General features: G+C 69.8%; 23 protein-coding genes. 11 read left to right on the forward strand and 12 right to left on the reverse strand.

Annotated elements, in window-relative coordinates; all coding sequences use genetic code 11:
* Positions 1–26: 26 nt before the first annotated feature.
* The gene (alc, locus tag DKM19_RS12140) at positions 27–980 is read left to right on the forward strand and encodes an allantoicase (protein WP_110695791.1); all 954 of its coding nucleotides are present in this window, start codon (positions 27–29) and stop codon (positions 978–980) included.
* Between the two features lie 90 nt (positions 981–1070).
* Here the strand turns inward: alc and pknB are convergent, their stop codons facing one another.
* The 4 genes from pknB to thiO all read right to left on the reverse strand — a co-directional run bounded on the left by pknB (position 1071) and on the right by thiO (position 5253).
* Positions 1071–3011, reverse strand: a complete 1941-nt coding sequence (gene pknB, locus DKM19_RS12145; protein WP_110695792.1) for a Stk1 family PASTA domain-containing Ser/Thr kinase — start codon at positions 3009–3011, stop codon at positions 1071–1073.
* Between the two features lie 75 nt (positions 3012–3086).
* A complete protein-coding gene (locus tag DKM19_RS12150; protein ID WP_305000306.1) occupies positions 3087–3875 on the reverse strand; it encodes a thiazole synthase in 789 nt (262 codons plus the stop codon).
* Between the two features lie 8 nt (positions 3876–3883).
* Positions 3884–4084 (reverse strand): sulfur carrier protein ThiS, encoded by a 201-nt coding sequence (gene thiS / locus DKM19_RS12155; protein WP_089206218.1) that lies wholly within the window; start codon positions 4082–4084, stop codon positions 3884–3886.
* A complete protein-coding gene (gene thiO / locus DKM19_RS12160; RefSeq protein WP_110695793.1) occupies positions 4081–5253 on the reverse strand; it encodes a glycine oxidase ThiO in 1173 nt (390 codons plus the stop codon). The genes thiS and thiO overlap by 4 nt, the downstream gene beginning before the upstream one ends.
* 349 nt (positions 5254–5602) lie before the next feature.
* Here thiO and DKM19_RS12165 point away from each other — a divergent pair, with 349 nt between their 5' ends.
* From DKM19_RS12165 to thiE, 3 genes are read left to right on the forward strand one after another with little or no spacing between them, the layout of a single operon-like run.
* Positions 5603–6769: an NAD(P)/FAD-dependent oxidoreductase gene (locus DKM19_RS12165; protein ID WP_239514205.1), complete on the forward strand. Its 1167-nt coding sequence runs from the start codon at positions 5603–5605 to the stop codon at positions 6767–6769.
* A 50-nt stretch (positions 6770–6819) separates the two neighbouring features.
* Complete coding sequence (locus DKM19_RS12170; protein WP_089206215.1) at positions 6820–7197, forward strand: Rv2175c family DNA-binding protein; 378 nt, start codon at positions 6820–6822, stop codon at positions 7195–7197.
* The gene (thiE, locus tag DKM19_RS12175; protein ID WP_110695795.1) at positions 7175–7816 is read left to right on the forward strand and encodes a thiamine phosphate synthase; all 642 of its coding nucleotides are present in this window, start codon (positions 7175–7177) and stop codon (positions 7814–7816) included. Before DKM19_RS12170 ends, thiE begins: the two co-directional genes overlap by 23 nt.
* 85 nt (positions 7817–7901) lie before the next feature.
* Here thiE and DKM19_RS12180 read toward each other — a convergent pair whose 3' ends face one another.
* A complete protein-coding gene (locus tag DKM19_RS12180) occupies positions 7902–8969 on the reverse strand; it encodes a polyprenyl synthetase family protein (protein WP_110695796.1) in 1068 nt (355 codons plus the stop codon).
* 227 nt (positions 8970–9196) lie between these two features.
* Between DKM19_RS12180 and metF the strand changes: the two genes are divergently transcribed.
* Complete coding sequence (gene metF / locus DKM19_RS12185; protein WP_110695797.1) at positions 9197–10132, forward strand: methylenetetrahydrofolate reductase [NAD(P)H]; 936 nt, start codon at positions 9197–9199, stop codon at positions 10130–10132.
* Positions 10133–10326: 194 nt separating this feature from the next.
* Positions 10327–12297 (forward strand): amino acid transporter, encoded by a 1971-nt coding sequence (locus DKM19_RS12190; RefSeq protein WP_204358764.1) that lies wholly within the window; start codon positions 10327–10329, stop codon positions 12295–12297.
* 45 nt (positions 12298–12342) lie between these two features.
* Here DKM19_RS12190 and DKM19_RS12195 read toward each other — a convergent pair whose 3' ends face one another.
* Positions 12343–12891, reverse strand: coding sequence for a GNAT family N-acetyltransferase (locus DKM19_RS12195; RefSeq protein ID WP_110695798.1), 549 nt, complete (start codon positions 12889–12891; stop codon positions 12343–12345).
* 401 nt (positions 12892–13292) lie between these two features.
* Positions 13293–13769 carry a YbaK/EbsC family protein gene (locus DKM19_RS12200; protein WP_089206211.1) on the reverse strand — a complete coding sequence of 159 codons (477 nt, stop codon included), beginning with the start codon at positions 13767–13769 and terminating at the stop codon, positions 13293–13295.
* A 170-nt stretch (positions 13770–13939) separates the two neighbouring features.
* Here DKM19_RS12200 and DKM19_RS12205 point away from each other — a divergent pair, with 170 nt between their 5' ends.
* On the forward strand, positions 13940–14701 hold the full coding sequence (locus DKM19_RS12205) for a L,D-transpeptidase family protein (RefSeq protein ID WP_239514206.1): 762 nt from the start codon (positions 13940–13942) through the stop codon (positions 14699–14701).
* A 323-nt stretch (positions 14702–15024) separates the two neighbouring features.
* Positions 15025–15471 (forward strand): SAV_6107 family HEPN domain-containing protein, encoded by a 447-nt coding sequence (locus DKM19_RS12210; protein ID WP_110695800.1) that lies wholly within the window; start codon positions 15025–15027, stop codon positions 15469–15471.
* Positions 15472–15548: 77 nt separating this feature from the next.
* Here the strand turns inward: DKM19_RS12210 and DKM19_RS12215 are convergent, their stop codons facing one another.
* From DKM19_RS12215 to DKM19_RS12235, 5 genes are all read right to left on the reverse strand, one after another.
* Complete coding sequence (locus tag DKM19_RS12215; RefSeq protein WP_110695801.1) at positions 15549–16682, reverse strand: PP2C family protein-serine/threonine phosphatase; 1134 nt, start codon at positions 16680–16682, stop codon at positions 15549–15551.
* A 214-nt stretch (positions 16683–16896) separates the two neighbouring features.
* Complete coding sequence (locus DKM19_RS12220; RefSeq protein ID WP_089206207.1) at positions 16897–17391, reverse strand: transcriptional regulator; 495 nt, start codon at positions 17389–17391, stop codon at positions 16897–16899.
* Between the two features lie 271 nt (positions 17392–17662).
* Positions 17663–18571, reverse strand: coding sequence for a universal stress protein (locus tag DKM19_RS12225; protein WP_110695802.1), 909 nt, complete (start codon positions 18569–18571; stop codon positions 17663–17665).
* On the reverse strand, positions 18568–20007 hold the full coding sequence (locus DKM19_RS12230) for an amino acid permease (RefSeq protein ID WP_369988692.1): 1440 nt from the start codon (positions 20005–20007) through the stop codon (positions 18568–18570). The genes DKM19_RS12225 and DKM19_RS12230 overlap by 4 nt, the downstream gene beginning before the upstream one ends.
* A 211-nt stretch (positions 20008–20218) precedes the next feature.
* Positions 20219–21463 carry an arginine deiminase gene (locus DKM19_RS12235; RefSeq protein WP_110695803.1) on the reverse strand — a complete coding sequence of 415 codons (1245 nt, stop codon included), beginning with the start codon at positions 21461–21463 and terminating at the stop codon, positions 20219–20221.
* A 539-nt stretch (positions 21464–22002) separates the two neighbouring features.
* On the opposite strand from DKM19_RS12235, the gene pyrR reads away from it, so the two are divergent.
* The 3 genes from pyrR to DKM19_RS12250 are packed head-to-tail and all read left to right on the forward strand — an operon-like array spanning position 22003 to position 24793.
* Positions 22003–22572, forward strand: a complete 570-nt coding sequence (pyrR, locus tag DKM19_RS12240; protein WP_239514207.1) for a bifunctional pyr operon transcriptional regulator/uracil phosphoribosyltransferase PyrR — start codon at positions 22003–22005, stop codon at positions 22570–22572.
* Positions 22569–23501 carry an aspartate carbamoyltransferase catalytic subunit gene (locus DKM19_RS12245; protein ID WP_089206204.1) on the forward strand — a complete coding sequence of 311 codons (933 nt, stop codon included), beginning with the start codon at positions 22569–22571 and terminating at the stop codon, positions 23499–23501. The genes pyrR and DKM19_RS12245 overlap by 4 nt, the downstream gene beginning before the upstream one ends.
* Positions 23498–24793 (forward strand): dihydroorotase, encoded by a 1296-nt coding sequence (locus tag DKM19_RS12250; RefSeq protein WP_110695804.1) that lies wholly within the window; start codon positions 23498–23500, stop codon positions 24791–24793. The genes DKM19_RS12245 and DKM19_RS12250 overlap by 4 nt, the downstream gene beginning before the upstream one ends.
* Positions 24794–24803 lie beyond the last annotated feature (10 nt).

Raw genomic sequence — 24803 nt, forward strand, 5'->3', positions numbered from 1 at the left:
CCCGTTCCACCTAGAAAGGGTTTTCCATGAGTGAGTTCACCGCACTGCCCGACCTCGCCCTGCGATCTCTCGGCGGTTCGGTCATCGCGGCCAACGACGAGTCCTTCGCCGAGCGGGAGAGCCTGATCCGGCCCGGCCGGCCCGGCTTCCAGCCGCACACCTTCGGGGCCAAGGGCCAGGTCTACGACGGCTGGGAGACGCGGAGGCGGCGCGAGCCCGGCCACGACTGGGCCCTGGTCCGGCTCGGCCTGCCCGGCGTGATCCGCGGCATCGTGATCGACACCGCCTGGTTCAGGGGCAACTACCCGCCCCACGCCTCCGTCGAGGCGGTCGCGATGGAGGGGTATCCCACGGTCGCCGAGCTGGAGGCCGCCGGCTGGACGGAGATCGTGCCCAAGAGTGAGATCAAGGGCGACGCCGAGCACTTCTTCGAGGTGGCCGACGAGCGCCGCTACACGCACGTCCGGCTGAACATCTTCCCCGACGGGGGCGTCGCCCGCCTGCGGGTGCACGGCGAGGTCAGGCCCGACCTGGCGCTCTACGACGGCCTCAGCCTGGACCTGGCGGCGCTGGAGAACGGCGCGCTGGTCACCGCCTGCTCCAACCAGTTCTACTCCTCGCCCAACAACGTCCTGGCCCCCGGTCTCGCCCGCCACCAGGCCGAGGGCTGGGAGACCGCCCGCCGCCGCGACGGAGGCAACGACTGGCTGGTGATCCGCCTCGCGGGCGCCGGGATCATCAGGCTCGCCGAGATCGACACGACCAACCTGCTGTTCAACGCTCCCGGCGCGGTCTCGATCGAGGGCACGGCGGACGGGACCACCTGGTTCGGGCTGCTGCCCAGGACCCGCCTGCAGCCCGACACCCCGCACCGCTTCCGCATCGGGGACGCCCCGGCGGTCACTCACGTCAGGGTGGACATCCACCCCGACGGCGGGCTTGCCCGCATCCGCCTGCACGGCTCCCTGAGCGAGGGCTGACCCCTGCTCCCGGAGCTCGGCCACTGAGCTCTGACGCCTGTTTCCGGGGCTCGGCTCAACCGAGCCGACCCCTTGCTCCCGGGGGCCGGCTCACTGCCAGAGGGTCGCCTCGGTGCCGGGCGGAACCTGCTGCCCGGCCTGCGGAATCTGGGCCAGAACCCTTCCCCGGCCCAGGCCTCTTTTGATCTTCACCTTGAATCCCGCGGCCTGCAGCTCGCCCCTGGCCGCCTGGATGTCCTTGAACAGCACGTTCGGCACGACCACGACGACGCCGCCGTCCGTGGCGTTCTGGTCGTTGTTCTCCCACGGCCAGTGCCATTCGGGGTTGGTGCACTGCGACAGGGTCAGCCGGATGGCGGCGCCCTTGTCGATCTCCGCGTTCGGCTGCGGGTCCTGGGCGATGACCGTGCACGGCTGGGCGGCATCGGTCTGCTCGACGAATTCGGGGACGAACCCGCCGCTGCGCGCCGCGCCGTCGGCCTGGTCGCGGGGCATGCCCTTGAAGTCCGGTGTGAGCAGGCCCGCGCTCATGATCAGACCGACCTTGCTGCCCTCCTTGACCAGGTTTCCCACGGCCGGGCTGGTCCGCATGACCTGACCACGCGGCACGGTCTCGCTGGCCTGCTTCTTGACGGCGCTGACGACGAGCCCGGCCTCGGCCAGTTTGCTCCTGGCCTCCGCCTCGCTGATGCCCACGGCGTTCGGCACGGCGATCCGCTTGGGGCCCGCGGAGGCGATGAGGACCAGCTTGGGGTTCTCGTCGGTCATCTCGACGCCCGCGGCGGGTTCCGTCCGCAACACGTTGCCCTTGGCCATCTTCTCGTCGTTCTCAGCCTTGCCGGCCTCGACCTTGAAGCCGAGCCGCTCGGCCTCGCTCGTGGCGATCGTGATGTTCTTGCCCACCAGGGTCGCGGGCACCTTGATGGAGTCGGTCTGGGACGACAGCCAGGCGGTCACCCCGACCCCGGCCACCATCACCACGGCCAGCGCGATCAGGAACCAGAGCGGCCGGAACCTCGCCCGGGTCTTGGCCGGAGGCGGGGCCTGGCGGCTCGTGGCGGGACCGGTCAGCAGGTCGGCGCGGGGCTGGACCAGCGTGTGGTTGGCCGGCGCCGGCGGTGGCACCGCCAGATTGTGGCCCTGCGGCGGGCCGACCGGGGCGGACGGCACCGGGCCGCTCTCCCTGGGCAGCATCCGGTGCGCCTCGACGGCCGCGACCAGCAGCGCGGTGGCGTCCGCCGGGCGTGACGCGGGGTCGCGGGCCGTCGCACGGGCCACCAGCGTGTCGAGCAGCGGAGAGGAGCCCGGCAGCAGGGCCGAGGGCAGGGGCACGGTGTCGTGCACGTGCCGGTAGGCCACCGACATCGGGGTCTCGCCCTCGTACGGCTGGCGGCCGGTGAGGAGCTCGAACAGCATGATTCCGGACGAGTAGACGTCGCTGCGGGCGTCGGTGGAGCCGGAGGTCACCTGCTCGGGCGACATGTAGCCGATGGTGCCGATCATGACGCCCGTGCGCGTCTGGTTGGTCGCCTCGATGGCACGGGCCAGGCCGAAGTCCACGACCTTCACCCGGCCGTCATCGCTGAGCAGCACGTTTTCCGGCTTGACGTCCCGATGGACGAGCCCGGCCTGGTGCGCGGCGCCCAGCGCGGCGAGCACCGGGATCATGACTTCGAGGGCCTCGCGGGCGGGCAGCCTGCCCCGGTCGCGAAGCACGTCGCGCAGGGTGCGCCCCGGGACGTACTCCATCGAGAGATAGACGTTGTCGCCGTCGGTGCCCTGGTCGAAGACGTGCACCACGTTTGGGTGCGAGAGACTCGCCACCGACTTGGCCTCGCCGATGAACCGCCGCACGAAGGCGGGATCCTCCGCGAGGGAGCGATGCATCACCTTTACGGCGACCGTGCGATCGAGCCGGATGTCCAGGGCCAGATAGACGGTCGCCATGCCGCCCCGGGCGATCCGGGACTCAACGCGGTAACGCCCGTCGAGGAGTTTCCCGACGAGAGGGTCCGTAAACGTCGTGTCCACGAGCCCGAGTTTAAGGGCGGTTTGACGTCCGCAGGATCCTTGTGTCGTAAACCGATGCCGAGACGTGGCGGTTTTCTATGGATTGAGGGGAGAAGAGGCTTCTGCATACCGACGTCGGGGTATGCGCCCCGCCAGTCGGGCCAGACGTCCCGCGCCGACCGCCGAGCGCATGGCCTGTGCCATCAGGTCCGGACGCTGTGCCCTGGTCACCGCGGTGGCCAGCAGAACCGCGTCACAGCCCAGTTCCATCGCCAGTGCGGCGTCGCTGGCCGTACCGATCCCGGCGTCCAGGATCACCGGCACCTTCGCGAACTCCACGATGAGCTCGATGTTGTGCGGGTTACGAATTCCCAATCCCGAACCGATCGGCGCGCCCAGCGGCATCACCGCGGCGCAGCCCACCGCCTCCAGCCTCCGCGCCAGCACCGGATCGTCACCGATGTACGGCAATACCACGAACCCGTCGGCGACCAGCCGCTCGGCCGCGTCGAAGGTCTCGATGGGATCGGGCAGCAGGGTGCGCTCGTCGGCGATGACCTCCAGCTTGACCCAGTTGGTCTCCAGGGCCTCCCTGGCCAGCCTGGCGGTCAGCACGGCCTCCCCGGCGGTGAAGCAGCCCGCGGTGTTCGGCAGGACCTTGATGTCACGCTTGCGCAGCACGTCGAGCACCGAGCCTCGCGCGCCCGGGTCGAGCCGCCGCATCGCGACGGTGGTCAGCTCGGTCCCCGAGGCGGCGAGCGCCTGGTCCAGGATCTCCAGCGAGGGCGCGCCCCCGGTGCCCATGATCAGCCGGGAGGAGAACCTCTCCCCACCGATCATGAAGTCGTCGTCCATGCCCACGCCGATGTCGCTGATATCTGTCATCTGCTCCGTCATCCTCCCTGCACGGCGGTGAGCACCTCGACCCGGTCGGCCTCCACGAGTGCCGTGGAGTCCCAGGCACCCCGCGAGACGACCTCGTCGTTCACCGCGACGGCCACGCCGCCGCTGACCCCGGTCAGCTTCTGTACGGCCTGCCTCACGGTGGCTCCCCGGGGCAGCTCGTGCGCGGTGCCGTTGATGGTCACGTTCATCTGAGTCCTTCTGGCGTGGAAACCCCGGGCTCCGGCGTCGGGGATGTCGGCGGTGCCTCCTGGAAACGGAGGGGCGAGCAGATCGCCGAGAGTCCCCGGTCGGCCTCGCCCGAGCAGAGGTCGGCGGTGAGCGGGGCGAGCAGCACCCCGGCGCGGTGGTGCCCGGTGGCCAGGGACAGGCCGGGCAGGGAGGTGGGACCGATCAGCGGCAGGTTGTCCGGGGTGCCGGGACGCAGTCCCGCGACCACGTCGGCGACCTCCAGCTCGGTCACGCCGGGGACGAGCTCCCGCGCGTCGCGCAGCAGCTCCCAGAGCCCTCCGGCGGTGACCCGGGTGTCGAAGCCCATCTCCTCCTGGGTGGCCCCGACGACCAGCTCTCCGTCGCCGCGCGGCACCAGGTAGACGTGCGAGCCGTGCACCACGCCGCGCACGCACCGCTGGAGGATCGGCGTGGGAGAGCGCAGCCGCATGATCTGGCCCTTGACCGGCCGCACCGGCGGCAGCACCTCGGTCGGCAGCCCCTCCAGCGCTCCCGACCAGACCCCGGCGGCCAGGATCACCCGGCCGGCCCCGACGGACTCGCCGGTCGCCAGCCGCACTCCGGTGACCGTCTCACGGGAGGCCTCCAGCCCTGCCACGCGGGAGCGGATCAGCGCGCAGCCCAGTCGCTCCAGCGCCGCCAGGAGCGCGCCTGTGACCCTCCTGGGGTCCACCCAGGCGTCCCCACCGGCCAGCAGGCCTCCGCGGACGGAGGGGGCGAGCATGGGCTCCAGGCGGCGGCACTCGCGGCCGGTGAGCCGCTGGGCGGGCAGCCCGAGCTTGCCGATGAAGGTGGCGAGCTCGTCCAGCGCCGCCAGGTCGTCGGAGCCGAAGGCCACGTCCAGCGTGCCGTCGGTGCGGTAGTCGAGGTCGTGGCCGCTGGCCGCCTCGAGCTCGGCCGCGAACGCGGGCCATCTCTCGAGGGAGGCCAGACCCAGCTGGAGCAGGGGCTCCTCGGTGTAGGTGACCTCGCTGACCGGTGCGAGCATGCCCGCCGCCGCGTGCGAGGCCCCGGAGGCCGGTGCGGGATCGACCACCGCCACCCTCAGGCCGGAGGCGGCCGTGCGCCATGCCACCGACAGCCCGATCACGCCCCCGCCGATGACGAGTACGTCGAAGTGGTCTGCCATACGTGCTCCGCTCCCTTCGCCGGCATGACCCGGATCAGGTTCGTGGCGGTCGAGGGCCCGCATGCGGTCGCGCTCGAATTCCCGCTCGCCCCGTGATGTGAGAAATCGCGCTTCGGGCACGCCGTGCCGTCTCTCGCACATCACCGGGATCGCTGGAGTCCTCGCAGCTCCGCAGCCCTCCTCTCAGCCCGGTGCGTCCCGGGCTCCCGCGCGTCTTATCCCTCCTACCTTAAGGGCTCCGACAACACATTCATCGCGCAAGATGTGAGCTAAATACCGTTTTCGTTATCAACGACCGTTGGTAGGAGGTTGGCTCGGCCACTTAGGGTCAGGAAGTGTGAATCATGTCGTGGTGGTTGGCGCCGGCCTGGCCGGTGTGCGCAGCGTCGAGGCGTTACGGGCCCGCGGGTTCGGCGGCACGATCACGTTGCTGGGAGAGGAGCAACATCGGCCGTACGACCGCCCTCCCTTGTCGAAGGGGGTGCTCATCGGCAAGACCGACTCCACGATCGTCGACTCCGACCTCGACGCGCTGGAGATCGACTTCCGCCCCGGCGTGTCCGCCAAGGGGCTCCACACGGGCGTGGTGGAGACCACCGAGGGCGAGCTGGCCTATGACGGCCTGGTCGTCGCCACCGGCGCCCGCCCCGTCCGGTTGCGCGGCGACGGCCCCCAGCACGTGCTGCGCACCATCGACGACGCGCTCGCGTTGCGCGCCCTGCTCACCGAGGGGGCGAGGGTCGCCGTGATCGGCGCCGGCTGGATCGGCGCCGAGGTCGCGACCGCGGCCCGCAAGGCGGGTTCCACGGTGACCGTCGTCGAGGCCGCGAGCTTCCCGCTGGCCACGGCGCTGGGCTCGGTCGGCGCGCACACCGCCTCCTGGTACGCCCAGGCGGATGTGGATCTGCGCCTCGGCGTCACGGTCGCCTCGGTCGACCAGGGAGGGCTCACCCTGGGCGACGGATCCGCGGTCGAGGCCGACGTGGTCGTCACCGGCGTGGGCGTGCGGCCCGCGGTCGAGTGGCTGGCCGGCTCCGGCATCGCGCTGGACAACGGGGTCGTCACCGACGAGCATCTGCGCACCTCGCTGCCGGACGTGGTCGCCGTGGGCGACTGCGCCGCCTGGTGGTCGCGCCGCTACGGCCGCCGCCTCCGGGTCGAGCACTGGGACACCGCCCTGGGCGCCCCGGACGTGGCCGTGGCCGCCCTGCTCGGCGCCGACGCGGTCTACGACCCGGTGCCCTATTTCTGGTCCGAGCAGTTCGACAACATGGTGCAGTACGCCGGGTATCACGACGGCGCCCGTCTGGTCCTGCGCGGCGACCCCGCCGCCGGAGGCAAGGCCAACTGGGGGGCCTGCTGGACAAACGAGGACGACACGCTCGCCGCGGTGCTCGCGGTGAACCGCCCCCGGGATCTGCTCCAGGGCCGCCGTCTCATCGAGGGCGGGCAGCGCCTCGACGTCCATCGCCTGGCCGACCCTGCGGTAGCGTTGCGCGACTGTACGGTGGCGTAACCTCGCCGCCGGGTGTTTGGCGAAGGGCTCGATGTGGTAGTGGTGGATTCGTGACGCTTTCTGTTGCGCAGATCGACCGGGAAACCGACCAGTTGGTGGGCGAGTGGCTCACCCTGACCGAGGTGGCCAGAAGGCTCAACCTGAGCGCCGGTCGCGCCAAGCAACTCATCAAGGACCGCAAGCTCATCGGTGTGCGACGAGGCGGTGGCGAACCCCAGGTTCCCGCGGCCTTCATCGCCGCGGACGGCGATCTCGTCAAAGGCCTGTCGGGCACCCTCACGGTGCTGCTCGACGCCGGGTACGACGACGTCGAGTCGCTCCGGTGGCTTTTCACTCCCGACGACACCCTTCCGGGGTCACCGGTGGACGCGTTCCGCGCGGGCCGCCATACCGAGGTCAAGAGACGTGCGCAAGCCCTCGGTTTCTGACGCCCGCCTGTATCTGTGCACCGACGGGCGTCGTGACCGGGGAGATCTCGCCGATTTCCTCGACGCGGCCCTCGCGGGCGGGGTCGACATCGTGCAACTGCGCGAGAAGGGCCTCGAGGCACGCGAGGAGCTCAGGCTCCTCGAGGTCTTCCGCGAGGCCTGCGACAGGCACGGCAAGCTGCTGGCCGTCAACGACAGGGCGGACATCGCGTACGCGATCCGTCCTGACGTGCTCCACCTCGGCCAGGACGACCTGCCGGTGCCGATCGTGCGCGACATGCTCGGCGACGACATCCTCATCGGGCGTTCCACTCACGCCCCCGAGGAGGCGTCCGCCGCGGCCGTCGAGGCCGGTGTCGACTACTTCTGCTGCGGCCCGATCTGGCCGACGCCCACCAAACCCGGGAGGTCCGCCCCGGGCCCCGGCCTGCTCAGGCATGCCGCGGCCCTGGACACCGACCGGCCCTGGTTCGGCATCGGCGGCATCGACCTCGTCAACCTGGACGAGGTCATGTCGCACGGCGTGCGCCGGGTCGTGGTCGTACGGGCCATCACCGAGGCCGACGACCCCAAGGCGGCGGCCGAGGAGTTTCGGCGGAGGCTGACCGCTCCGAGCTGAGCGCGGGGCGGCCGATCGCTCCGGGCCTCGTCGAGGAGGACGCCGAAACCACGGCCTGCCCCGTCCGGGCAGGCCGCCTCAGGGGTCAGGTGCGGCGCGACGTCGCGGCCACGGCCAGGTCGGCCAGGGCCACGCGGGCCTCGGCGGTGATCGGCGCTCCGTCCAGCGAGCCCAGGGCGTCCTCGAGGTAATTCTTGATCATTGCCTCGCACGCGACGAGCGCCCCGGTCTCCTCGATGATCTGGCGCAGCCGGTCGACGCCCGCCACGTCCAGCGCCGGGTCGCCGAGGGTGCGGCGCACCACCTCCGCCTGGGCGGGGGAGGCCGCGGCGAGCGTCCGGGCGATGAGCATCGTCCGCTTGCCCTCGCGGAGATCGTCGCCCGCCGGCTTGCCGGTCTCGTCGGGGTCGCCGAACACGCCGAGGATGTCGTCGCGGAGCTGGAAGGCGATGCCCACGCATCGCCCGTACTCCTCGCAGAGCCGGTCGATCCACGGCTCGCGGGCCTGCGCGGCCAGCACCAGGCCGAGCCGGAGCGGTTGCTCCACCGAGTATTTCCCGCTCTTGAAGAGGGCGACCCGCAGCGCGCTGTCGAAGGTGTTCTCGCCGTGGGCCTGCTCCAGCAGGTCAAGGTACTGACCGCACATGAGTTCGGTGCGCATGTGGTCGTGAACATTCTGGGCCGCGGCGAGCGAGGCGGGCGGCAAACCGCTGCTCCGCCACATCTCGCTGGACCAGATGAGCATCAGGTTGCCCAGCAGGATGGCCGCGCCCTCCCCGAACTGCTCGGCCGAGCCGTGCCAGCCGGCCTCGCTGTGCAGCGCCTGGAACCTGCGGTGCGCTGAGGGCATGCCCCGGCGCAGGTCGCTGGCGTCCATGACGTCGTCGTGCACGAGGGCGCTCGCCTGGAGGAGCTCGAGCGAGGCGGCGGCGGTGAAGATCGCGGGGTCGTCGCCCCCGCCCGCACCGCGCCAGCCCCAGTAGCAGAAGGCGGGACGCAGCCGTTTCCCGCCGGCGAGGAAATCCTCGGCGGCCGAGATGAGGGGAGCCAGCTCGGGAGCGCTGACCTGGGGCCGACGCTCGTCGACGAACCCCCGGAGAGAACGATCCACTTCGGACCGAATGGTGTCGAGCGCGGCTGCGGAAGTGGTCATGCACTGAGATTAACCGGCCGGAGGAACCACTCATATGGGTGAGGAGGGGAAAGATCGCGATTGTTGACGGGCGCCGGAGAGGGTATGCAAAGCGGACATCTCAGGGGGGCATTGGGATCGAGGCCGGCGGCGGGCATTCGAGGCGGACGCCGGAACGGGCCCCGAAGGCGTATCGGAACGGGCACCGGACACGGGTGCCGGGGCGACCGGGCCAGTACCCTAGGGGTATGGCTCTGGGTCGCCCGTCAATCCTTCCCGATCGTGTTCCCACCGTCCGCGAGCTCCTCGCCGCCGGTGGCCGGTCGTTCTCCTTCGAGTTCTTCCCACCGAAGACCGATGAGGGGGAGCGGCAGCTCTGGCGCGCGATTCGCGAGTTGGAGTCGCTGCACCCCACGTTCGTGTCCGTCACCTACGGCGCCGGCGGAGGCACCCGCGACCGCACGGTCGACCTCGTGGAGCGGCTCGCCCACGAGACCACGCTGACCCCGGTCGCCCACTTCACCGCGGTCAACCACTCCGTCCGCGAGCTTCGCCACCTGATCGGCAGGTTCGCCGGGGCGGGTGTCCGAAACATCCTCGCGGTGCGGGGCGACCCGCCCGGCGACCCGATGGGCGAGTGGGTGCCTCACCCCGAGGGAGTCCTCTACGCCGACGATCTGGTCCGGCTGATCCGCCAGTCCGGAGACTTCTGCGTGGGCGTGGCCGCCTTCCCCTACAAACACCCGAGGTCGGGCACGGTGGAGGCCGACACCGAGCACTTCGTGCGCAAGTGCCGCGCGGGCGCCGACTACGCGATCACCCAGATGTTCTTCGAGGCCGACGACTACCTGCGGCTGCGCGACCGGGTGGCGGCCAAGGGCTGCGACACCCCGATCATCCCCGGCATCATGCCCGTCACCCAGATGAGCACGATCGCCAGGTCCGAGCAGCTCTCCGGCGCGCCGTTCCCGCCCCGCCTGACGGCGAGGTTCGAGGCGGTCGCGGACGACCCCGCGGCCGTGCGCGAACTGGGCATCGAGCACGCCGCCGAGCTCTGCCAGACCCTGCTCGACGAGGGCGCACCCGGGATCCACTTCATCACCTTCAACCGTTCGAGCGCGACCCGGGAGGTCTTCCAGGCCCTCGACTTCGCGCCCAAGGCGGTCTCGCTGGCCGGCCGGTGACATAGCGGCACCCCACGTCCCCGGCGCGGGGGGAAGCGGTCGTCGTGACCCCTCCTTCGCGGGGATCGCGGGCCTCGGCCCCGCAGGGAGACCTCGGGCCCCGGGCCCGCAGGGAAACCTCGGGCCCCGGCCCCGTAGGGAAACCGTATGGGGGCGTAGCGACGGTCGGCGCGCCTTTCGGTAAGGTGCACCCCATGCCGTCGCCAGACAGTGCAGCCAATACAGCGGAAACGGGGAGCGCCGGATCGGGCGCGTCCCCGGATTCCGGCACGCGCGCGGGTCTGGGACGCTGGCTGCTCAGTGGTCTCCAGCGCCCGGATCACAGGAGCACGGGGCCGCACGCGGAGGAGGTCCCGCACGCGCAGCACTCGTGGTGGCAGGTCATGTGCCTCACGGGTGTCGACTACTTCTCCACGCTCGGTTACCAGCCGGGGATCGCGGCGCTCGCCGCCGGGACCCTCAGCCCGATCGCGACCCTGCTGCTGGTGGCGCTGACGCTCTTCGGCGCGCTGCCGGTCTATCGCGCGGTCGCCAGGGAGAGTCCCAACGGCCTGGGCTCCCTGGCGATGCTGGAGAGCCTGATGCCCGGCTGGCGGGGCAAACTGCTGGTGCTGTTCCTGCTCGGGTTCGTCGCCACCGCGTTCATCGTGACGATCACCCTGTCGGCGGCGGACGCCACCGCGCACGTCCTGCACAACCCGTTCGTGCCGGAGTTCCTGAGCGGCTGGCAGGTCCCGGTGACGCTGGTGCTGATCGCGGCCCTGGGCGGGGTGTTCCTCGTCGGGTTCAGCGAGGCGATCTCCATCGCGGTGGTTCTGGTGGCCGTCTACCTGAGCCTGAACGTGGTCGTCCTGGTGGTGGCCGTACAGCACGTGATCGCCAACCCCAGCTTGATCGCGGACTGGCAGAACGCGCTGACCACCGAGCACTCCAGCCCTATCGCGCTGATCGCCGTCTCGCTCTACGTGATGCCGAAGCTCGCCCTGGGCCTGTCGGGGTTCGAGACCGGGGTGGCGGTGATGCCCCTGGTCAGAGGCAGCCTGACGGAGCGGATCGGGGGCGCGAAGAAGCTGCTGACCACGGCAGCGCTGATCATGAGCGTCTTCCTGATCGCCTCCAGCTTCCTCACCACCGTGCTGATCCCGGCGCAGGAGTTCCAGGAGGGCGGCAAGGCCAACGGCCGCGCCCTGGCGTACCTCGCCCACGCCTATCTCGGCGACTGGTTCGGCACCGCCTATGACATCAGCACCATCGGCATCCTCTGGTTCGCCGGCGCCTCGGCCCTGGCGGGCCTGCTCAACATCGTGCCGCGCTACCTCCCCCGCTACGGCATGGCACCCGACTGGTCGCGGGCGACCCGGCCGATGGTGCTCGTCTTCACCGCCATCTCATTCGCGATCACCTTCTTCTTCGGCGCGGACGTGGAGTCCCAGGGCGGCGCCTACGCCACCGGCGTGCTGGCGCTCATCCTGTCGGCGGCCGTCGCCGTCACCCTGTCGGCGTGGAAGAACGGCCGGACGAGGACCGCGATCCCATTCGGGATCGTCGCGCTGATCTTCGCCTACGCGCTGGTCGCGAACATGATCGAGCGCCCGGACGGACTCGTGATCGCCTTCTTCTTCATCCTCGCGATCGTCGTCACCTCGCTGATCTCCCGCGCCACCCGCTCGACCGAGCTGCGCGTCACCCGCATCACCCTGGACGACCAGGCCCGCCGTTACGTCAACGAGGCGGCCGAGATCCACCTCATCGCCAACGAGCCGCATGCCCGCGACTGCAAGGAGTATGTGGACAAGGCCCGTGAGGCCTGGGAGCTCCACCGGCTCCGCAGCAATGAAGGCCTGCTGTTCCTGGAGGTGACGGTGCCCGACGCGTCGGAGTTCGAGAGCGAGCTCCGGGTGATCGGCGAGGAGAGGCACGGCTTCCGCATCCTTCGCGTGGAGAGCCCGACCATCGCCAACGCGATCGCGGCGATCCTCCTGCACCTGCGCGACCTGACCGGCAAGACGCCCAACGTCTACTTCCACTGGGCCGAGGGCAATCCCATCGGTGCGCTGCTGCGCTATCTCGTCTTCGGCGGGGGAGATGTCCCTCCGCTCACCCGCGAGGTCCTGCGGCAGGCCGAACCCGACGCCGAACGCCGCCCTCTCGTCCATGTCGGCTGACGTCGGCCGACGCGCCGGGGTTCGCCCGCCGGCGCCTGCCCGCGCTCACTCGTTCAGCGGAAGCACGACTCCGAGGATCGCGTAGCGCTCGTAGCCGCCGGGGAAGATGAACTGGGTGAGCAGGTCCACGAAGCCGATGCTCCGGTAGAGGTGCCGGGCCGCGGTGGGCTGGTCACGGGTGGACAGTACGGCGGTGCGCTCCAGGCGGCCCGTGCACATGCCCGTGATCATCGCCCGGCCGACGCCCTTGCCCTGGTAGTCGGGATGCACGTGGATCTCGGCGAGCTCCAGGGCGTCGCCGAGCCAGCCGCGCGCACTTCCCTCGCCGTTCTTCTCCGCGATCGCCCGGCGCACCACGTCGTGCCACCACTGCCCGGGGTCGCCGTGGAAGCCGTAGGCGACACCGACCGGCGTCCCGTCGGAGGTCTCGGCGAACAGGCAGGTGAACCCGGGATGGGCCGCGTGGTTCCTCATGATCGCTTTTCGCCCCGAAAGCTGATCACTGGGCGGATTCATCGCCGCGGTGTAGACATCGAGGACCGAGTCCAGCCGAAGGGTGAACTCATCGGGGGCGACCCGTCGCAGTCCGATCACCCGACGCACCCTAGCAGGACCGGTGCCACGGGGACCGCAAAATGGTGCGAAAGCGGTGCTTAGTGATTTTCGTGGAACTTTTGGACATCTTTACCTGCTCTCCGGCCCGGGTGACCCGGGGCTGAGAAACGCGCCCCACCGAGGCCGCTGCGGAACACACCGCACCATGCGAGGCATGCGCGTCCTGCCTCCACGCCGGTGTTCCCCCGCGGGAGCGGAACGAACCCGGGCCGGCGAGCGCTCGGGCACCGTCCGGTCTCCGTAGACGCGCGGCCGCGACGGACGGCGGGGCGTTTTCCGTTCGATCAACGGCCCGCTCTCCGCGGTCGAACGCTCTTCCGGTGGTGCTCGTCAACGAGCACCACCGGCCTCCGCGGGCGTGGGGTCGCACCGGACAGCGGTTACTCGACGTCCACCGGCACGCCGCCGGTGATGCGGATGAGCTCGTCGAAGGAGGTGGGGAAGATCGTGTGCGGATGGCCGGCGGCCGCCCAGACCACCTCGTGCTTGCCGAGCCAGGTGTCGACGAGCGTCCTGATGGGGGCGGGATGACCGATCGGGGAGACCCCGCCGATGACCTGACCGGTGGCGGTACGGACGAAGTCCGGGCTGGCCCGCTTCACCTTCGCCACGCCGATCGTCTCGGCGACGAGGTCGGTGTTCACCCGGTGGGCGCCGCTGGTCAGCACCAGGAGGGGCTCACCGTCGGCGTCGAATATCAGGCTGTTGGCGATGGCGCCGACCTCGCAGCCGAGCTGGGCGGCGGCGGTGACGGCGGTGGGAGTGGCCTCCGCGAACACGACGATCTCGCCCGAGACGTTGTGCTCGGTGAGGATCGCGGCGACTTTCTCGACGTTTGGATGCAACTTTTCTGGCACTCGGCCACTCTAAACAGGTTGACCATGCATTACCGCTTCATTACCTCTGGCCGACGTAGGCGGTTCGTACGCTATGGTCCCTTGATTCGATCTCTAGCGATGTAAGGGGTTGATTTTAAGTGAGGGTTGGACAACGGCTCGGAGTGGCCGCGCTTATGACGGCGGGCGCCGTGCTTCTCTCATCCGCCGGAGTCGCGAACGCCCAGTCCGTCACCTCGGCGGCCCCGGTCGTCGTGGCGAAGGCCGAGGTGTCCACGGCGGCGTCCAGGGTCGAGGCGTCCAGGTTCGCCGCGCCCGGCAAGACGCTCAAGGTCGGGGCCAAGGGCACCGAGGTCAAGGTGCTCCAGACCCGGCTGGCGGAGCTCGGCTACGCGCCGGGCAGGATCGACGGCCGGTACGGCGGGTCGACGCTGTCGGCGGTCTGGGCCTTCCAGAAGGTCAACGGCATCTCGCCGACCAGCACCGTGGCGAGCAGGACCTGGAACGCGATGGAGATCCCGCGGGCTCCGAAGGTGCTGGTGCCGGGCGGCAAGCCGACCAGGGTCGAGGTCAACCTCGCCAAGCAGTTGCTGGTCCTCTACGTCAACGGCCGGGTGAAGCTCATCAGCCACATCTCCTCGGGCAGCGGGATCGCGTACTGCGAGACGGCCACCTGGCAGGGGAAGCCCCAGCGGTTCTGCGGTGACGCCCGCACGCCGACCGGTGACTACAAGACGACCTGGCGGAGGGACGGCTGGCACAAGTCCTATCTGGGCCAGCTCTACAACCCGATCTTCTTCAACGGCGGCATCGCCTTCCACGGCGCGTTGTCCGTGCCTCTGGCACCGGCTTCTCACGGTTGTGTTCGACTGCCGATGCAGGTGGCGGAGGTCCTTCCCGGCCTGGTCGGCACGGGGGTTCCCGTGCACGTTCGGGGCAGGTTCGTCCGATAGTCGCAGGTGAAGGCCCCGGGAGATTTTGATCTCCCGGGGCTTTTGCTTTTCAACGAAGATCGAACTTTTGTTCGTGGTTTTACTTGACACTATGAGTGATCGAATTTATGTTCGATGTAATGACGCGGGGTTCGTGACCCGCGTCCAGGGCGGGTCGATCTGGTCCATGTCATCGGCGGGAGTCGATCGGGCCAGGTCGCGGCGGGCGGGGAGAGGGGAAGCTCCTCGTCCGGCCGCCCGGTGAATTTGTCGGTGGGGTCTGCAAGTGTGACTTCACCGGCGAAATCGCCGGGAGCCGCTTGCGACCAAGGAGGCTGAAGCACATGACCCCTCGGCTCAGCGATTCCGGTGGGCCCCGGTTGTCCCCTACGGTGCGGGCACACCTCACAGACGCGCGCGACTGCCTCGATGAGGCGGCCGCCGCCCAGACTTCCGCCACGCGTTACGTCGCCGCCCACCTGGCGGCACTCAGGGCCGCCGCGGCGATCCTGGCCGCACGACCCCGTCCCATGGACGGCCGCAGGCGCCGGCTTCGCAGTGCCTGGGAGCTGCTGCCCGAGGCCGAGCCCAGGCTGGCCGACTGGGCGCCGTATTTCGAGGTGAGCGCGGCCAAGCGGGCCTCGGCCGAGGCCGGGATGACGCGCGTGGTGTCGTCGCGGGACGCGGAGGAGCTGATCTCCGAGGCGGAGCGGTTCGTCACGGCGGTGGAGCAGCTGCTCGGCGTGCCCACGCAGCCCAGGTTGCCGGGCCGCGTGCCCCTCGCGGGTTGATCGTGTTCTCTTCCGGTGGAAGGCGGGGCCGGTCAGGGGTCAGGGCATGACCTGAACGGCACGGCCGGAGGAAGAGCCTAGGCGGCGGCGGAGGCCGTCGGGTAGGTGACGCGGTGGCGCAGCAGGAGCATGGCGGCGTCGTCGCCCAGCGGCCTGCCCACGTGGCGGAGCAGGTCGGCGCGGAGGGCGTCCAGTGAGAGCTGCGGGTCGGAGCCGTTGAGCAGGTGCGCCCGCGAGGACAGGGGATAGAACGCACCCCTTCCGTTGCGTGCCTCGATGACCCCGTCGGTGTAGAAGAGCACCTGGCCGCCCGGTTCGAACGGGATGTGGTACGGCATGGGCTCGATGGCCTTCAGCGAGCTCATGCCCAGGGGGAGCGCCTCGTCCGGCGGATCGGCGAACCAGCTCTTGCCGTCGGCGGAGAGCACCATGGGCGACGGGTGGCCGCAGTTGATGACGGTGATGGTGGAGCCGGCGCCGATCTCGGCGAGCACGGCGGTGACGAACTGCTCGCCGGACAGCTCCCGGGTCAGGGCGTTCTCCAGGCGGACCACCACGCCCTGGAGCTTGCCCTCGTCGTGGGCCGCCTCCCGGAAGGCGCCGAGCACCACCGCGGCGGTCTCCACGGCCTCCAGGCCCTTGCCCTGGACGTCTCCCACGATGATCCTGACCCCGTGCGGGGTGGTGACCACCTCGTACAGGTCACCGCCGATCCTGGCCTCCGCCGTGGCCGAGGTGTAGGAGACGGCCACACCGATCCCGGGCCCCGCCCGGCGCGGCACCGGCCGCAGCAGCACCCGCTGGGCGGCCTCGGCCACCGAGCGGACGTCGGCGAGCTGCCGCTCGTGGCGGAGCCGCCCGGCGCTGGCCAGCACGCTGGCGATGGTGACGCCGAGGATGGCGATCATCGTGATGTTGGTGCGGGACGTCCAGAGGATGTCGTTGTAGAGGCCGAGAGCGACGAACAGCGCCAGGGCGACGGCACCGACCAGTGTGGTGCGCGCCAGGCCACAGGCCACGCTGGCGAAGGCCGGGCCCAGGGCGAGCATGGAGAGCAGGCCGGCGGTGGGGCCGGAGGCGAGGTCGACGACGGCCACCGCGCCCATGACCACGAACGGCAGGAGCTTCAGGGTGTCCTGGGTCCTACTGGTGCCGATGGACGCCAGCAGCCTCAGGAAGGCGCGCGTCCTGGTCGATCCCAGGGACGCCATGACGGCTTGGCGACGGCTCTTCGGGCGCGGTCGAGAGTGGTCGTGCCGATCCTCTCCCGAAGCCATGTCCACCACATCTCGCTAAATGCATGTTTGCCTTTTCCTACCACAACCACTGTCGCCTGCGGTGGAATGAAGGCGATGTTCCGCTGAGAGCAGGATTTCCGGTGGGGTGGGCACGCCGGACCCCGGCGCACCCACGACCGGACGACCGTCAGAAAGCCTCGACGGCGCGGCGTGCCTCGGGGTCCAGGACGCCCCAGCTGATGAGCTCCTCGGTGAGCTCGGTGGGGGACTTGTCGTAGATTACGGCGAGCGAGCGGAGGTCCTCCTGACGGATGGACAGCACCTTGCCGTTGTAGTCGCCACGCTGGCTCTGAATGGTGGCCGCGTAACGGGCAAGCGCACCCGCCTTCTCCTTGGGGAGCTGGGCAAGGCGCTCAAGGTCGATCACAAGTTTCGGTGTCGGACCCAGGGGGCTTGGAGCGGCTCCCCCGGGCAGCAACTCCGAGACCGGCACCCCGTAGAAATCAGCCAGCTCGGCAAGCTTCTGCACGGTGACAGCGCGATCGCCGCGCTCGTAGGAGCCAACGACAACCGCCTTCCAGCGTCCACGGGACTTCTCTTCGACTCCATGCAGGGACAAGCCCTGCTGGGTGCGAATGGCGCGGAGTCGTGCACCCAGCGACTTGGCGTACTCAGACGGCATCGGTTGGCCCCCCGGCTCTCTATGTGCTGCTCTCAACTTGATTGTGCTACCTCGCAACTTATGCCCCATCCACCGGGTTGGTGCCCGGGGTAGGCACCTTCGGTGACCAGAGCGTCAGGGTTCACCCGATAACGCCGCGAGGTGTGGTTACGGACAGTGACGGTAAAGCTGTGGGAGCCTAAGGTCAAGCTGATTGGAAAAAAGATGTCGAATCCGGTCCGGTGTGGTCCGCCTCAAACGCCACACTTGTCCTATTCCACATCGTGAACTCTCACGTGTTTCCCGACTTTTCACCAGATTTCGACTTCTTTTGCAGGTTTCTGGGCAACATCATCACCGGGCACGGCGCCGAGCGTATGATCTTCAACGAGACATCGCCAAGAAACACCCGGCGCAACGGCCCTGCCTGGCTGGAGGCGCAGATCAGCATCGCCCCGGCGGGCCAGTCGACGCCGGCGAGCGCCGCCGCGACGTCCCTGCCCTCCAGCACCTCCACCTCGGCCCGTACCGGCCGGTGACCGCGTGCCACCGTCTCGAGGTCGGCCGCGACCTGTTCGCGCACCCGGGCGAGCATCTCCTTGACCACGGAGTGCCGCCCGCCGCTCACCACCAGGGTGATCAGGCGCAGCGGCACGTCCAGCTGCGTGGCGAGCGTGACGGCCTGCCTGACGGCCTGGCCCGCGGCCGGATCGCGCCGGTAGGCCACCGTCAGCTGCCGGAGCCCGGGTGGGGGCGAGGTGCCGTACCCCCTGGGAGCCAGCGCCACGGGCACGGGAGAGCCGTGCAGGAGCTGGTCGGCGGTGCTGCCGAGGGAGATGCGGCTCCGGCCGCCCCGCGGGGCCGAGCCGATGACCACCACGTCGGCGTCCGTCCGGGCGGCGAGTTCGGCCAGACCGCGCCCGCTGCCCCGGTTGCCGTGGGAGACGTAGTCGATCGGCACGTCCCGCACCTCCGCCAGCAGTCGCCGAGCCTGTTCGAGGGTCTGGGCGGTCTGCTCGGCGATGTACGCCTGCCATTCGGCGTCGATCTTCCCGGGGCCGGGCGTGGTCCAGGCGGGCGGGTGGACGTAGGCGACCGTCAGCCGGGCGCCGGCCTGCCTGGCCAGCAGTACGGCCAGCGCCAGCCCGTCCCGGCACCGAGACTCGGGAACGAATCCGGCGAGAACGTGTTCGATCTTCATCCGAGGCTCCGGTTGAGACGGGAGTGGCGGTAGCCGTAGAGGAAGTAGGCGGCCAGGCCGACCAGCATCCAGATCGCGAAGGCCAGCCAGGTGACCCCCGCCAGCCCGAGCATCACGATGACGCAGAAGATCACGCCGAGGATCGGCGTGATCGGGAAGAACGGGGTCCTGAAGCTGCGAGGCAGGTCGGGCCGGGTGCGGCGGAGCACCAGCACGCCGACGTTGACGATGGCGAAGGCGAACAGGGTGCCGATGCTGGTGGCCTCGGCGAGCTGGCCCAGCGGGATGAACCCGGCGAGCACGGAGACGAACGCGGCCACGATGAGCGTGTTCGCCACCGGGACCTGGCGGCGCGGATCCACCTTCTCGAAGATCTTCGGAATCAGGCCGTCGCGTGCCATCGCGAACAGGATGCGGGTCTGGCCGTACAGCACGGTGAGGACCACGCTGGCGATGGCGACGACCGCGCCGAAGGAGATGATGAGGCCCGGCCAGGTGGCGCCGGTGGCCCGGTCCGCGATCAGGGCGAGGCTGGCCTCGGTGCTCTCGGGGTCGAACTGCCGCCACGGCATGGCGCCGACGGCGGCCAGCGCCACCGCCACGTAGACGACCGTGACGATGACGAGCGAGAAGACGATCGCCAGGGGGAGGTCCCGCCTGGGGTTCTTGGCCTCCTCCCCGGCGGTCGAGGCCGCGTCGAAGCCGATGTAGGAGAAGAACACCTGCGAGGCGGCGGCGGTGATGCCGGCGATCCCCATGGGGACGAACGGCGTCAGGTTGCCCGTGCTGAAGGCGGTGAAGGCCACGAGGCAGAAGAACACGAGAACCACGACTTTGATCATCACGAAGATCGCGTTGGCGGTGGCGCTCTCGGAGGCGCCGCGCAGCAGCAGCCAGGTGGCGAGCAGGACGATCAGGATCGCGGTGAGGTTGAGCACGCCGCCCTGGACGCCGGGGGAGTGGGTGACGGAGGCGGGCAGCTCCCAGCCGAACAGGTCCCGGAAGAAGTGGTTGAGATACTCGCCCCAGCCGACCGCCACCGCCGCCACCGAGACGGCGTACTCCAGCATCAGGCACCAGCCGCACACCCATGCCACGAGCTCGCCCAGGGTCGCGTAGGCGTAGGAGTAGGACGAGCCGGCGACCGGGATCGTGCCGGCCAGCTCGGCGTAGGAGAGGGCCGAGAACAGGGCCGTGATCGCCGCCAGCACGAAGGCGACCACCACCGCGGGTCCCGCCTTGGGCACGGCCTGGCCGAGGATGACGAAGATGCCGGTGCCGAGTGTGGCGCCGACGCTGAAAAGAGTGAGCTGCCACAGGGTCATGGTCCGGCGCAGCTCCCCGCCCTCGCCGTGGCCGCCCTCGGCGATGATCTGGTCGGTGGGTTTGGTGCGGAACAGCCGATGCGCCACGGAAGCCATGTCCACGGAAGCCATGTGTCGTCTCCCTCCCCTGCCTGTGCGGCGATGATCCGTCTGTCAGGGGGGCCGGCCGGGCCCTGTCCGCCGGAAGGCGGGCGGGGACCCTCGGTCAGAACACGTCCTCCCGTGTCCGGGTGGTGCGGGGCGAGGTGATGGCGCCTGTCTCTCTCCCCGGATTCATTCCAGTTTCCGGTCGGTTTTCATCGGGTTCCGGGTCATGTTCTGTTCAGATTCCGTCGCGTTCGAGCGGGCAGCTCATGCATCGGGGGCCGCCGCGGCCGCGGCCGAGCTCGCTGCCCCGGATCGTGATCACCTCGATGCCGTGGCCGCGCAGGAAGTTGTTGGTGGTGGTGTTGCGCTCGTAGGCGACGACCACGCCGGGTTCGAGGGCCAGCACGTTGCAGCCGTCGTCCCACTGCTCCCGCTCGGCCGAGTAGACGTCCTGCGTCGGGGTGAGGACCTTGATGTCGTCCAGGCCGATGGCCCGCCCGATGGCCCGGTGCATGTCCTCGGGAGCGTGATCGGTGATCTTGAGCTCCTTCTCGTTGTCCCCGGGTTCGACCGTGTAGGAGGGCAGCATGCCCAGGCCCGCGAACTTGGTGAACACCCCGACGTCCACGTTGGTCATGACCGTGTCCAGATGCATGAACGCCCGCGCCTTCGGCATGTTCAACGCGACGATCTTTTCCGCCGACCCCTTGGCGAACAGGCTCCGCGCGAGCATCTCCACGGCCTGCGGCTGGGTGCGCTCGCTCATCCCGACCAGCACCGCCCCCCGGCCGATGACGAGCACGTCGCCGCCCTCGATCGTGGCCGGCGCGGCGGGCAGCCCGGACATCCAGACGTTGTAGCCGCCCTCGCCCGGCCTGTCGTACCCGGGGGCGAACAGCGGGTGGTAGCGGTAGACGGCCTCGTAGTTCACGGTCTCGCGCTGGCGGGCCTTCTTCTTCATCGCGTTGATGGAGACGCCGTCGTAGATCCAGCAGGAGGTGTCACGGGTGAACAGGTGGTTGGGCAGCGGCGGCAGGATGAAGTCGTCCGGCGCGAGCGTGTGGAACGCGAGGCTCTTGGGGTCGATACCTCTCTCCACGAGCTCGCGTTTGGTGATGCCCCCGGTGAGATACAGCTGGAGTTCGGCGGAGTCCATCGCGTCCAGCGCGTTGCGGAGGGCGTCGACGGCCATCGGCCCGAAGTACCGCTCGTCGATGATGTGGTCGAGGACGAACTTGCGGGCCTCGGGGATGTCGATCGTCTCGCGCAGCAGATCCGTCAGCAGGTGGACGGCGACGCCGCGGTCGCGCAGCACTCCCTGGAACTCCTCGTGTTCCTCCACCGCGCGCTGCACCCACAGCACGTCGTCGAAGAGGAAGTCGTGCATGTTCGAGGGGGTGAGCCGCTTCAGGGACAGCTCGGGCCTGTGCAGCAGGACCTGGTGAAGGCGGCCCACTTCGGAACCGACGTGAAAAGTCATGGTCTTCCTTCGTCGTCGCGAACGAGATCGTCCGGGGTGCGGAGGCCCCGCCCCCGGGGCCCCGGAGGCGGGGCCTGCCCTCCCGGAACGGCGGGACGGTGCGAGACATGCGGGGCGGAGGCGGTGATCAGAGGGATCCCGTCGAAGTCACCGGAGCCCACGAGGTCGACGGGGACGGCGGCCGCCGGGAGGCCGCGTGCGCCGTGCCCGGGCGCTTCGGTTGTGTCAGCCGGATCATCACGGATCGTCTCCTCTCCGGCGAGGGCGCGCGGGCGATCATGACAAGATCCTCCCACTTCACGCTTATTGGCACAAATCTCACATATCACCCAAATTCATGAGTAATACCGAAAAGATCCCCGTGGGGGAGGGGGCGAAACCCGTGCCGTCGACGGGGCCGCGCATCGAGCCGTGTTGGTGGTTTGTCCATGTCAGTGAGCTAAGGGGGTGATTCCGAGGAGTCAGGCTCCGGCTGCTACCGTGGGGGCGTCGGCTTCCTTTAAGCCCCGTCCTGTGAGGCGGGAAAGGTGGTGTTTTCTTTGGCTGATGCCATTTCGCATGCTCAGAGCAGCGCACGTGCGGTCCTCGAAGGGCCTGACATCAACCGCGCGCTGATCCGCATCTCCCACGAGATCCTTGAGCGCACCAAAGGCGCGCAGGACATCGTCCTGCTGGGAATCCCCACCCGGGGCGTCCATCTGGCCCACCGCCTGGCCGCCCACATCAGGCAGTTCGAGGGCCGTTCCGTGCCCGTCGGATCCCTCGACGTGACGATGTACCGCGACGACCTCCGCCTCCGCCCCGCCCGCGCGCTGGGCCGCACGGAGCTGCCCGCCGACGGCATAGACGGCAAGATCGTCGTCCTCGTCGACGACGTCCTCTACTCCGGCCGCACCGTCCGCTCCGCGCTCGACGCGCTCAACGACCTGGGCCGTCCGCAGGCCGTCCAGCTCGCCGCCCTGGTGGACCGCGGGCACCGCGAGCTGCCCATCCGGCCCGACTACGTGGGCAAGAACCTCCCGACCTCCAAGTCCGAGATCGTCAAGGTCTATCTGGAGGAGAACGACGGCCGCGACGCGGTCCTGCTGCTGAAGGAGGACGAGAAGTGAAGCGGCACCTGATCTCGGCGGCCGACCTGAGCCGCGACGACGCCCTGCTGATCCTGGACACCGCCGACGAACTGGCGAAGATCTCGGAACGTTCCATAAAAAAGCTGCCGACCCTGCGCGGCCGTACCGTGGTGAACCTCTTCTTCGAGGACTCCACCCGGACCAGGATCTCCTTCGAGGCCGCGGCCAAGCGGCTGTCGGCCGACGTCATCAACTTCTCCGCCAAGGGCTCCAGCGTCTCCAAGGGCGAGTCGCTCAAGGACACCGCGCTCACCCTGGAGGCGATGGGCGCGGACGCCGTCGTCATCCGGCACGGCGCCTCCGGCGCGCCGCACCGGTTGGCCACCTGGGTGCGCGGCAGCGTCGTCAACGCCGGTGACGGCACCCACGAGCACCCCACCCAGGCACTGCTCGACGCCTTCACCATGCGCCGCCGCCTCGGCTCGCTGGACGGCAGGAAGATCACCATCGTCGGCGACGTGCTGCACAGCCGGGTGGCCCGCTCCAACGTGCTGCTGCTCAGCACGCTCGGCGCCGAGGTGACCCTGGTCGCCCCGCCGACCCTGTTCCCGGTGAGCGTGGACTCCTGGCCGTGCCAGATCTCCTACGACCTCGACGCCGTGCTGCCCAAGTCCGACGTGGTGATGATGCTGCGCGTGCAGCGTGAGCGCATGAACGCGGCGTTCTTCCCCACCGAGCGGGAGTACAGCCGCCGCTACGGCCTCGACCGCGACCGGGTCGCCCGGATGCCCGACGAGGCCATCGTGATGCATCCCGGCCCGATGAACCGCGGAATGGAGATCGCGGCCGAGGTGGCCGACTCGCCGCGCTCGACGATCGTCGAGCAGGTCGCCAACGGTGTGACCACACGCATGGCCGTCCTGTACCTGCTGCTTGGCGGCGCCGACCTCGGGGGAGAGATTCAGTGAGCAGCATCGTCATCAAGGGCGCGAGCATCCTCGGCGGCGAGCCGCAGGACATCCTGATCCGCGACGGGGTCGTGGCCGAGATCGGCCAGGAGCTGACCGGCGACGAGACGGTCGAGGCCCGGGGGCTCATCGCCCTGCCCGGCCTGGTCGACCTCCACACCCACCTGCGAGAGCCCGGCCGCGAGGACGCGGAGACCGTCGCCACCGGCACCCGCGCCGCGGCCCTCGGCGGCTACACCGCCGTCCACGCCATGGCCAACACCGAACCGGTCGCCGACACCGCCGGCGTCGTCGAGCAGGTCTGGCGTCTCGGCCAGGAGGCCGGCTACTGCGACGTGCAGCCGGTCGGCGCCGTCACCGTCGGCCTCGGAGGCGAGCGCCTGGCCGAGCTCGGCGCGATGGCCGACTCCGCCGCGCAGGTCCGCGTCTTCTCCGACGACGGCAAATGCGTCTCCGACGCGGTGCTCATGCGCCGCGCGCTGGAGTACGTCAAGGCCTTCGACGGCGTGGTCGCCCAGCACGCCCAGGAGCCGCGCCTGACCTCCGGCGCGCAGATGAACGAGGGCGCGGTCTCCGGCAGGCTCGGCCTGACCGGATGGCCCGCGGTCGCCGAGGAGGCGGTCATCGCCCGCGACTGCCTGCTCGCCGCGCACGTCGGCTCCCGCCTGCACGTCTGCCATGTGTCCACGGCGGGCTCCGTGGAGATCCTCCGCTGGGCCAAGTCGAAGGGCTGGGACGTCACCGCCGAGGTGACCCCGCACCACCTGCTCCTCACCGACGAGCTCGTCGAGGACTCTCCCGTCGGCGCCTACAACCCGATCTACAAGGTGAACCCGCCGCTGCGCACCCGCGCGGACGTCGAGGCGCTGCGCGAGGCGCTGGCCGACGGCACGATCGACTGCGTGGCCACCGACCACGCCCCGCACCCGGTCGAGGACAAGGAGACCGAGTGGGCCGCCGCGGCCATGGGCATGATCGGTCTGGAGACGGCGCTGTCGGTGGTTCAGGAGGCCATGGTGGAGACCGGGCTGCTCGACTGGGCCGGCGTCGCCGAACGCATGTCGCTCGCCCCCGCGAGGATCGGACGCCTCCGGGGTCACGGCCGGTCGATCGAGGTCGGCGCCCCGGCCAACATCACCCTCTACGACGCCTCCGTGCGCGGCGAGGTGGACCCGTCGGGCTACGCCTCCAAGAGCCGTAACACGCCCTACGAGGGCAGGACCCTCCCCGGACGCGTCATGGCCACCTTCCTAAGGGGCAAGCCGACCGTCCTGAACGGAAAGCTCGCGTGACGCCTCCGAC

Origin of the sequence: Streptosporangium sp. 'caverna', assembly GCF_003203775.1 — a bacterium.
GTDB classification, from domain to species: Bacteria; Actinomycetota; Actinomycetes; order Streptosporangiales; family Streptosporangiaceae; genus Streptosporangium; species Streptosporangium subroseum.

Bases quoted from the DNA above. Each gene is read 5' to 3' on its own strand.
- DKM19_RS12180 (WP_110695796.1), bottom strand. From the start codon at position 8,969: ATGACCACTTCCGCAGCCGCGCTCGACACCATTCGGTCCGAAGTGGAT.
- DKM19_RS12190 (WP_204358764.1), top strand. From the start codon at position 10,327: ATGCCGTCGCCAGACAGTGCAGCCAATACAGCGGAAACGGGGAGCGCC.
- DKM19_RS12235 (WP_110695803.1), bottom strand. From the start codon at position 21,463: ATGACTTTTCACGTCGGTTCCGAAGTGGGCCGCCTTCACCAGGTCCTG.
- DKM19_RS12225 (WP_110695802.1), bottom strand. From the start codon at position 18,571: ATGAAGATCGAACACGTTCTCGCCGGATTCGTTCCCGAGTCTCGGTGC.
- alc (WP_110695791.1), top strand. From the start codon at position 27: ATGAGTGAGTTCACCGCACTGCCCGACCTCGCCCTGCGATCTCTCGGC.
- DKM19_RS12230 (WP_369988692.1), bottom strand. From the start codon at position 20,007: ATGGCTTCCGTGGACATGGCTTCCGTGGCGCATCGGCTGTTCCGCACC.
- DKM19_RS12150 (WP_305000306.1), bottom strand. From the start codon at position 3,875: ATGACAGATATCAGCGACATCGGCGTGGGCATGGACGACGACTTCATG.
- DKM19_RS12210 (WP_110695800.1), top strand. From the start codon at position 15,025: ATGACCCCTCGGCTCAGCGATTCCGGTGGGCCCCGGTTGTCCCCTACG.
- DKM19_RS12220 (WP_089206207.1), bottom strand. From the start codon at position 17,391: ATGCCGTCTGAGTACGCCAAGTCGCTGGGTGCACGACTCCGCGCCATT.
- thiO (WP_110695793.1), bottom strand. From the start codon at position 5,253: ATGGCAGACCACTTCGACGTACTCGTCATCGGCGGGGGCGTGATCGGG.
- metF (WP_110695797.1), top strand. From the start codon at position 9,197: ATGGCTCTGGGTCGCCCGTCAATCCTTCCCGATCGTGTTCCCACCGTC.
- DKM19_RS12215 (WP_110695801.1), bottom strand. From the start codon at position 16,682: ATGGCGTCCCTGGGATCGACCAGGACGCGCGCCTTCCTGAGGCTGCTG.
- thiS (WP_089206218.1), bottom strand. From the start codon at position 4,084: ATGAACGTGACCATCAACGGCACCGCGCACGAGCTGCCCCGGGGAGCC.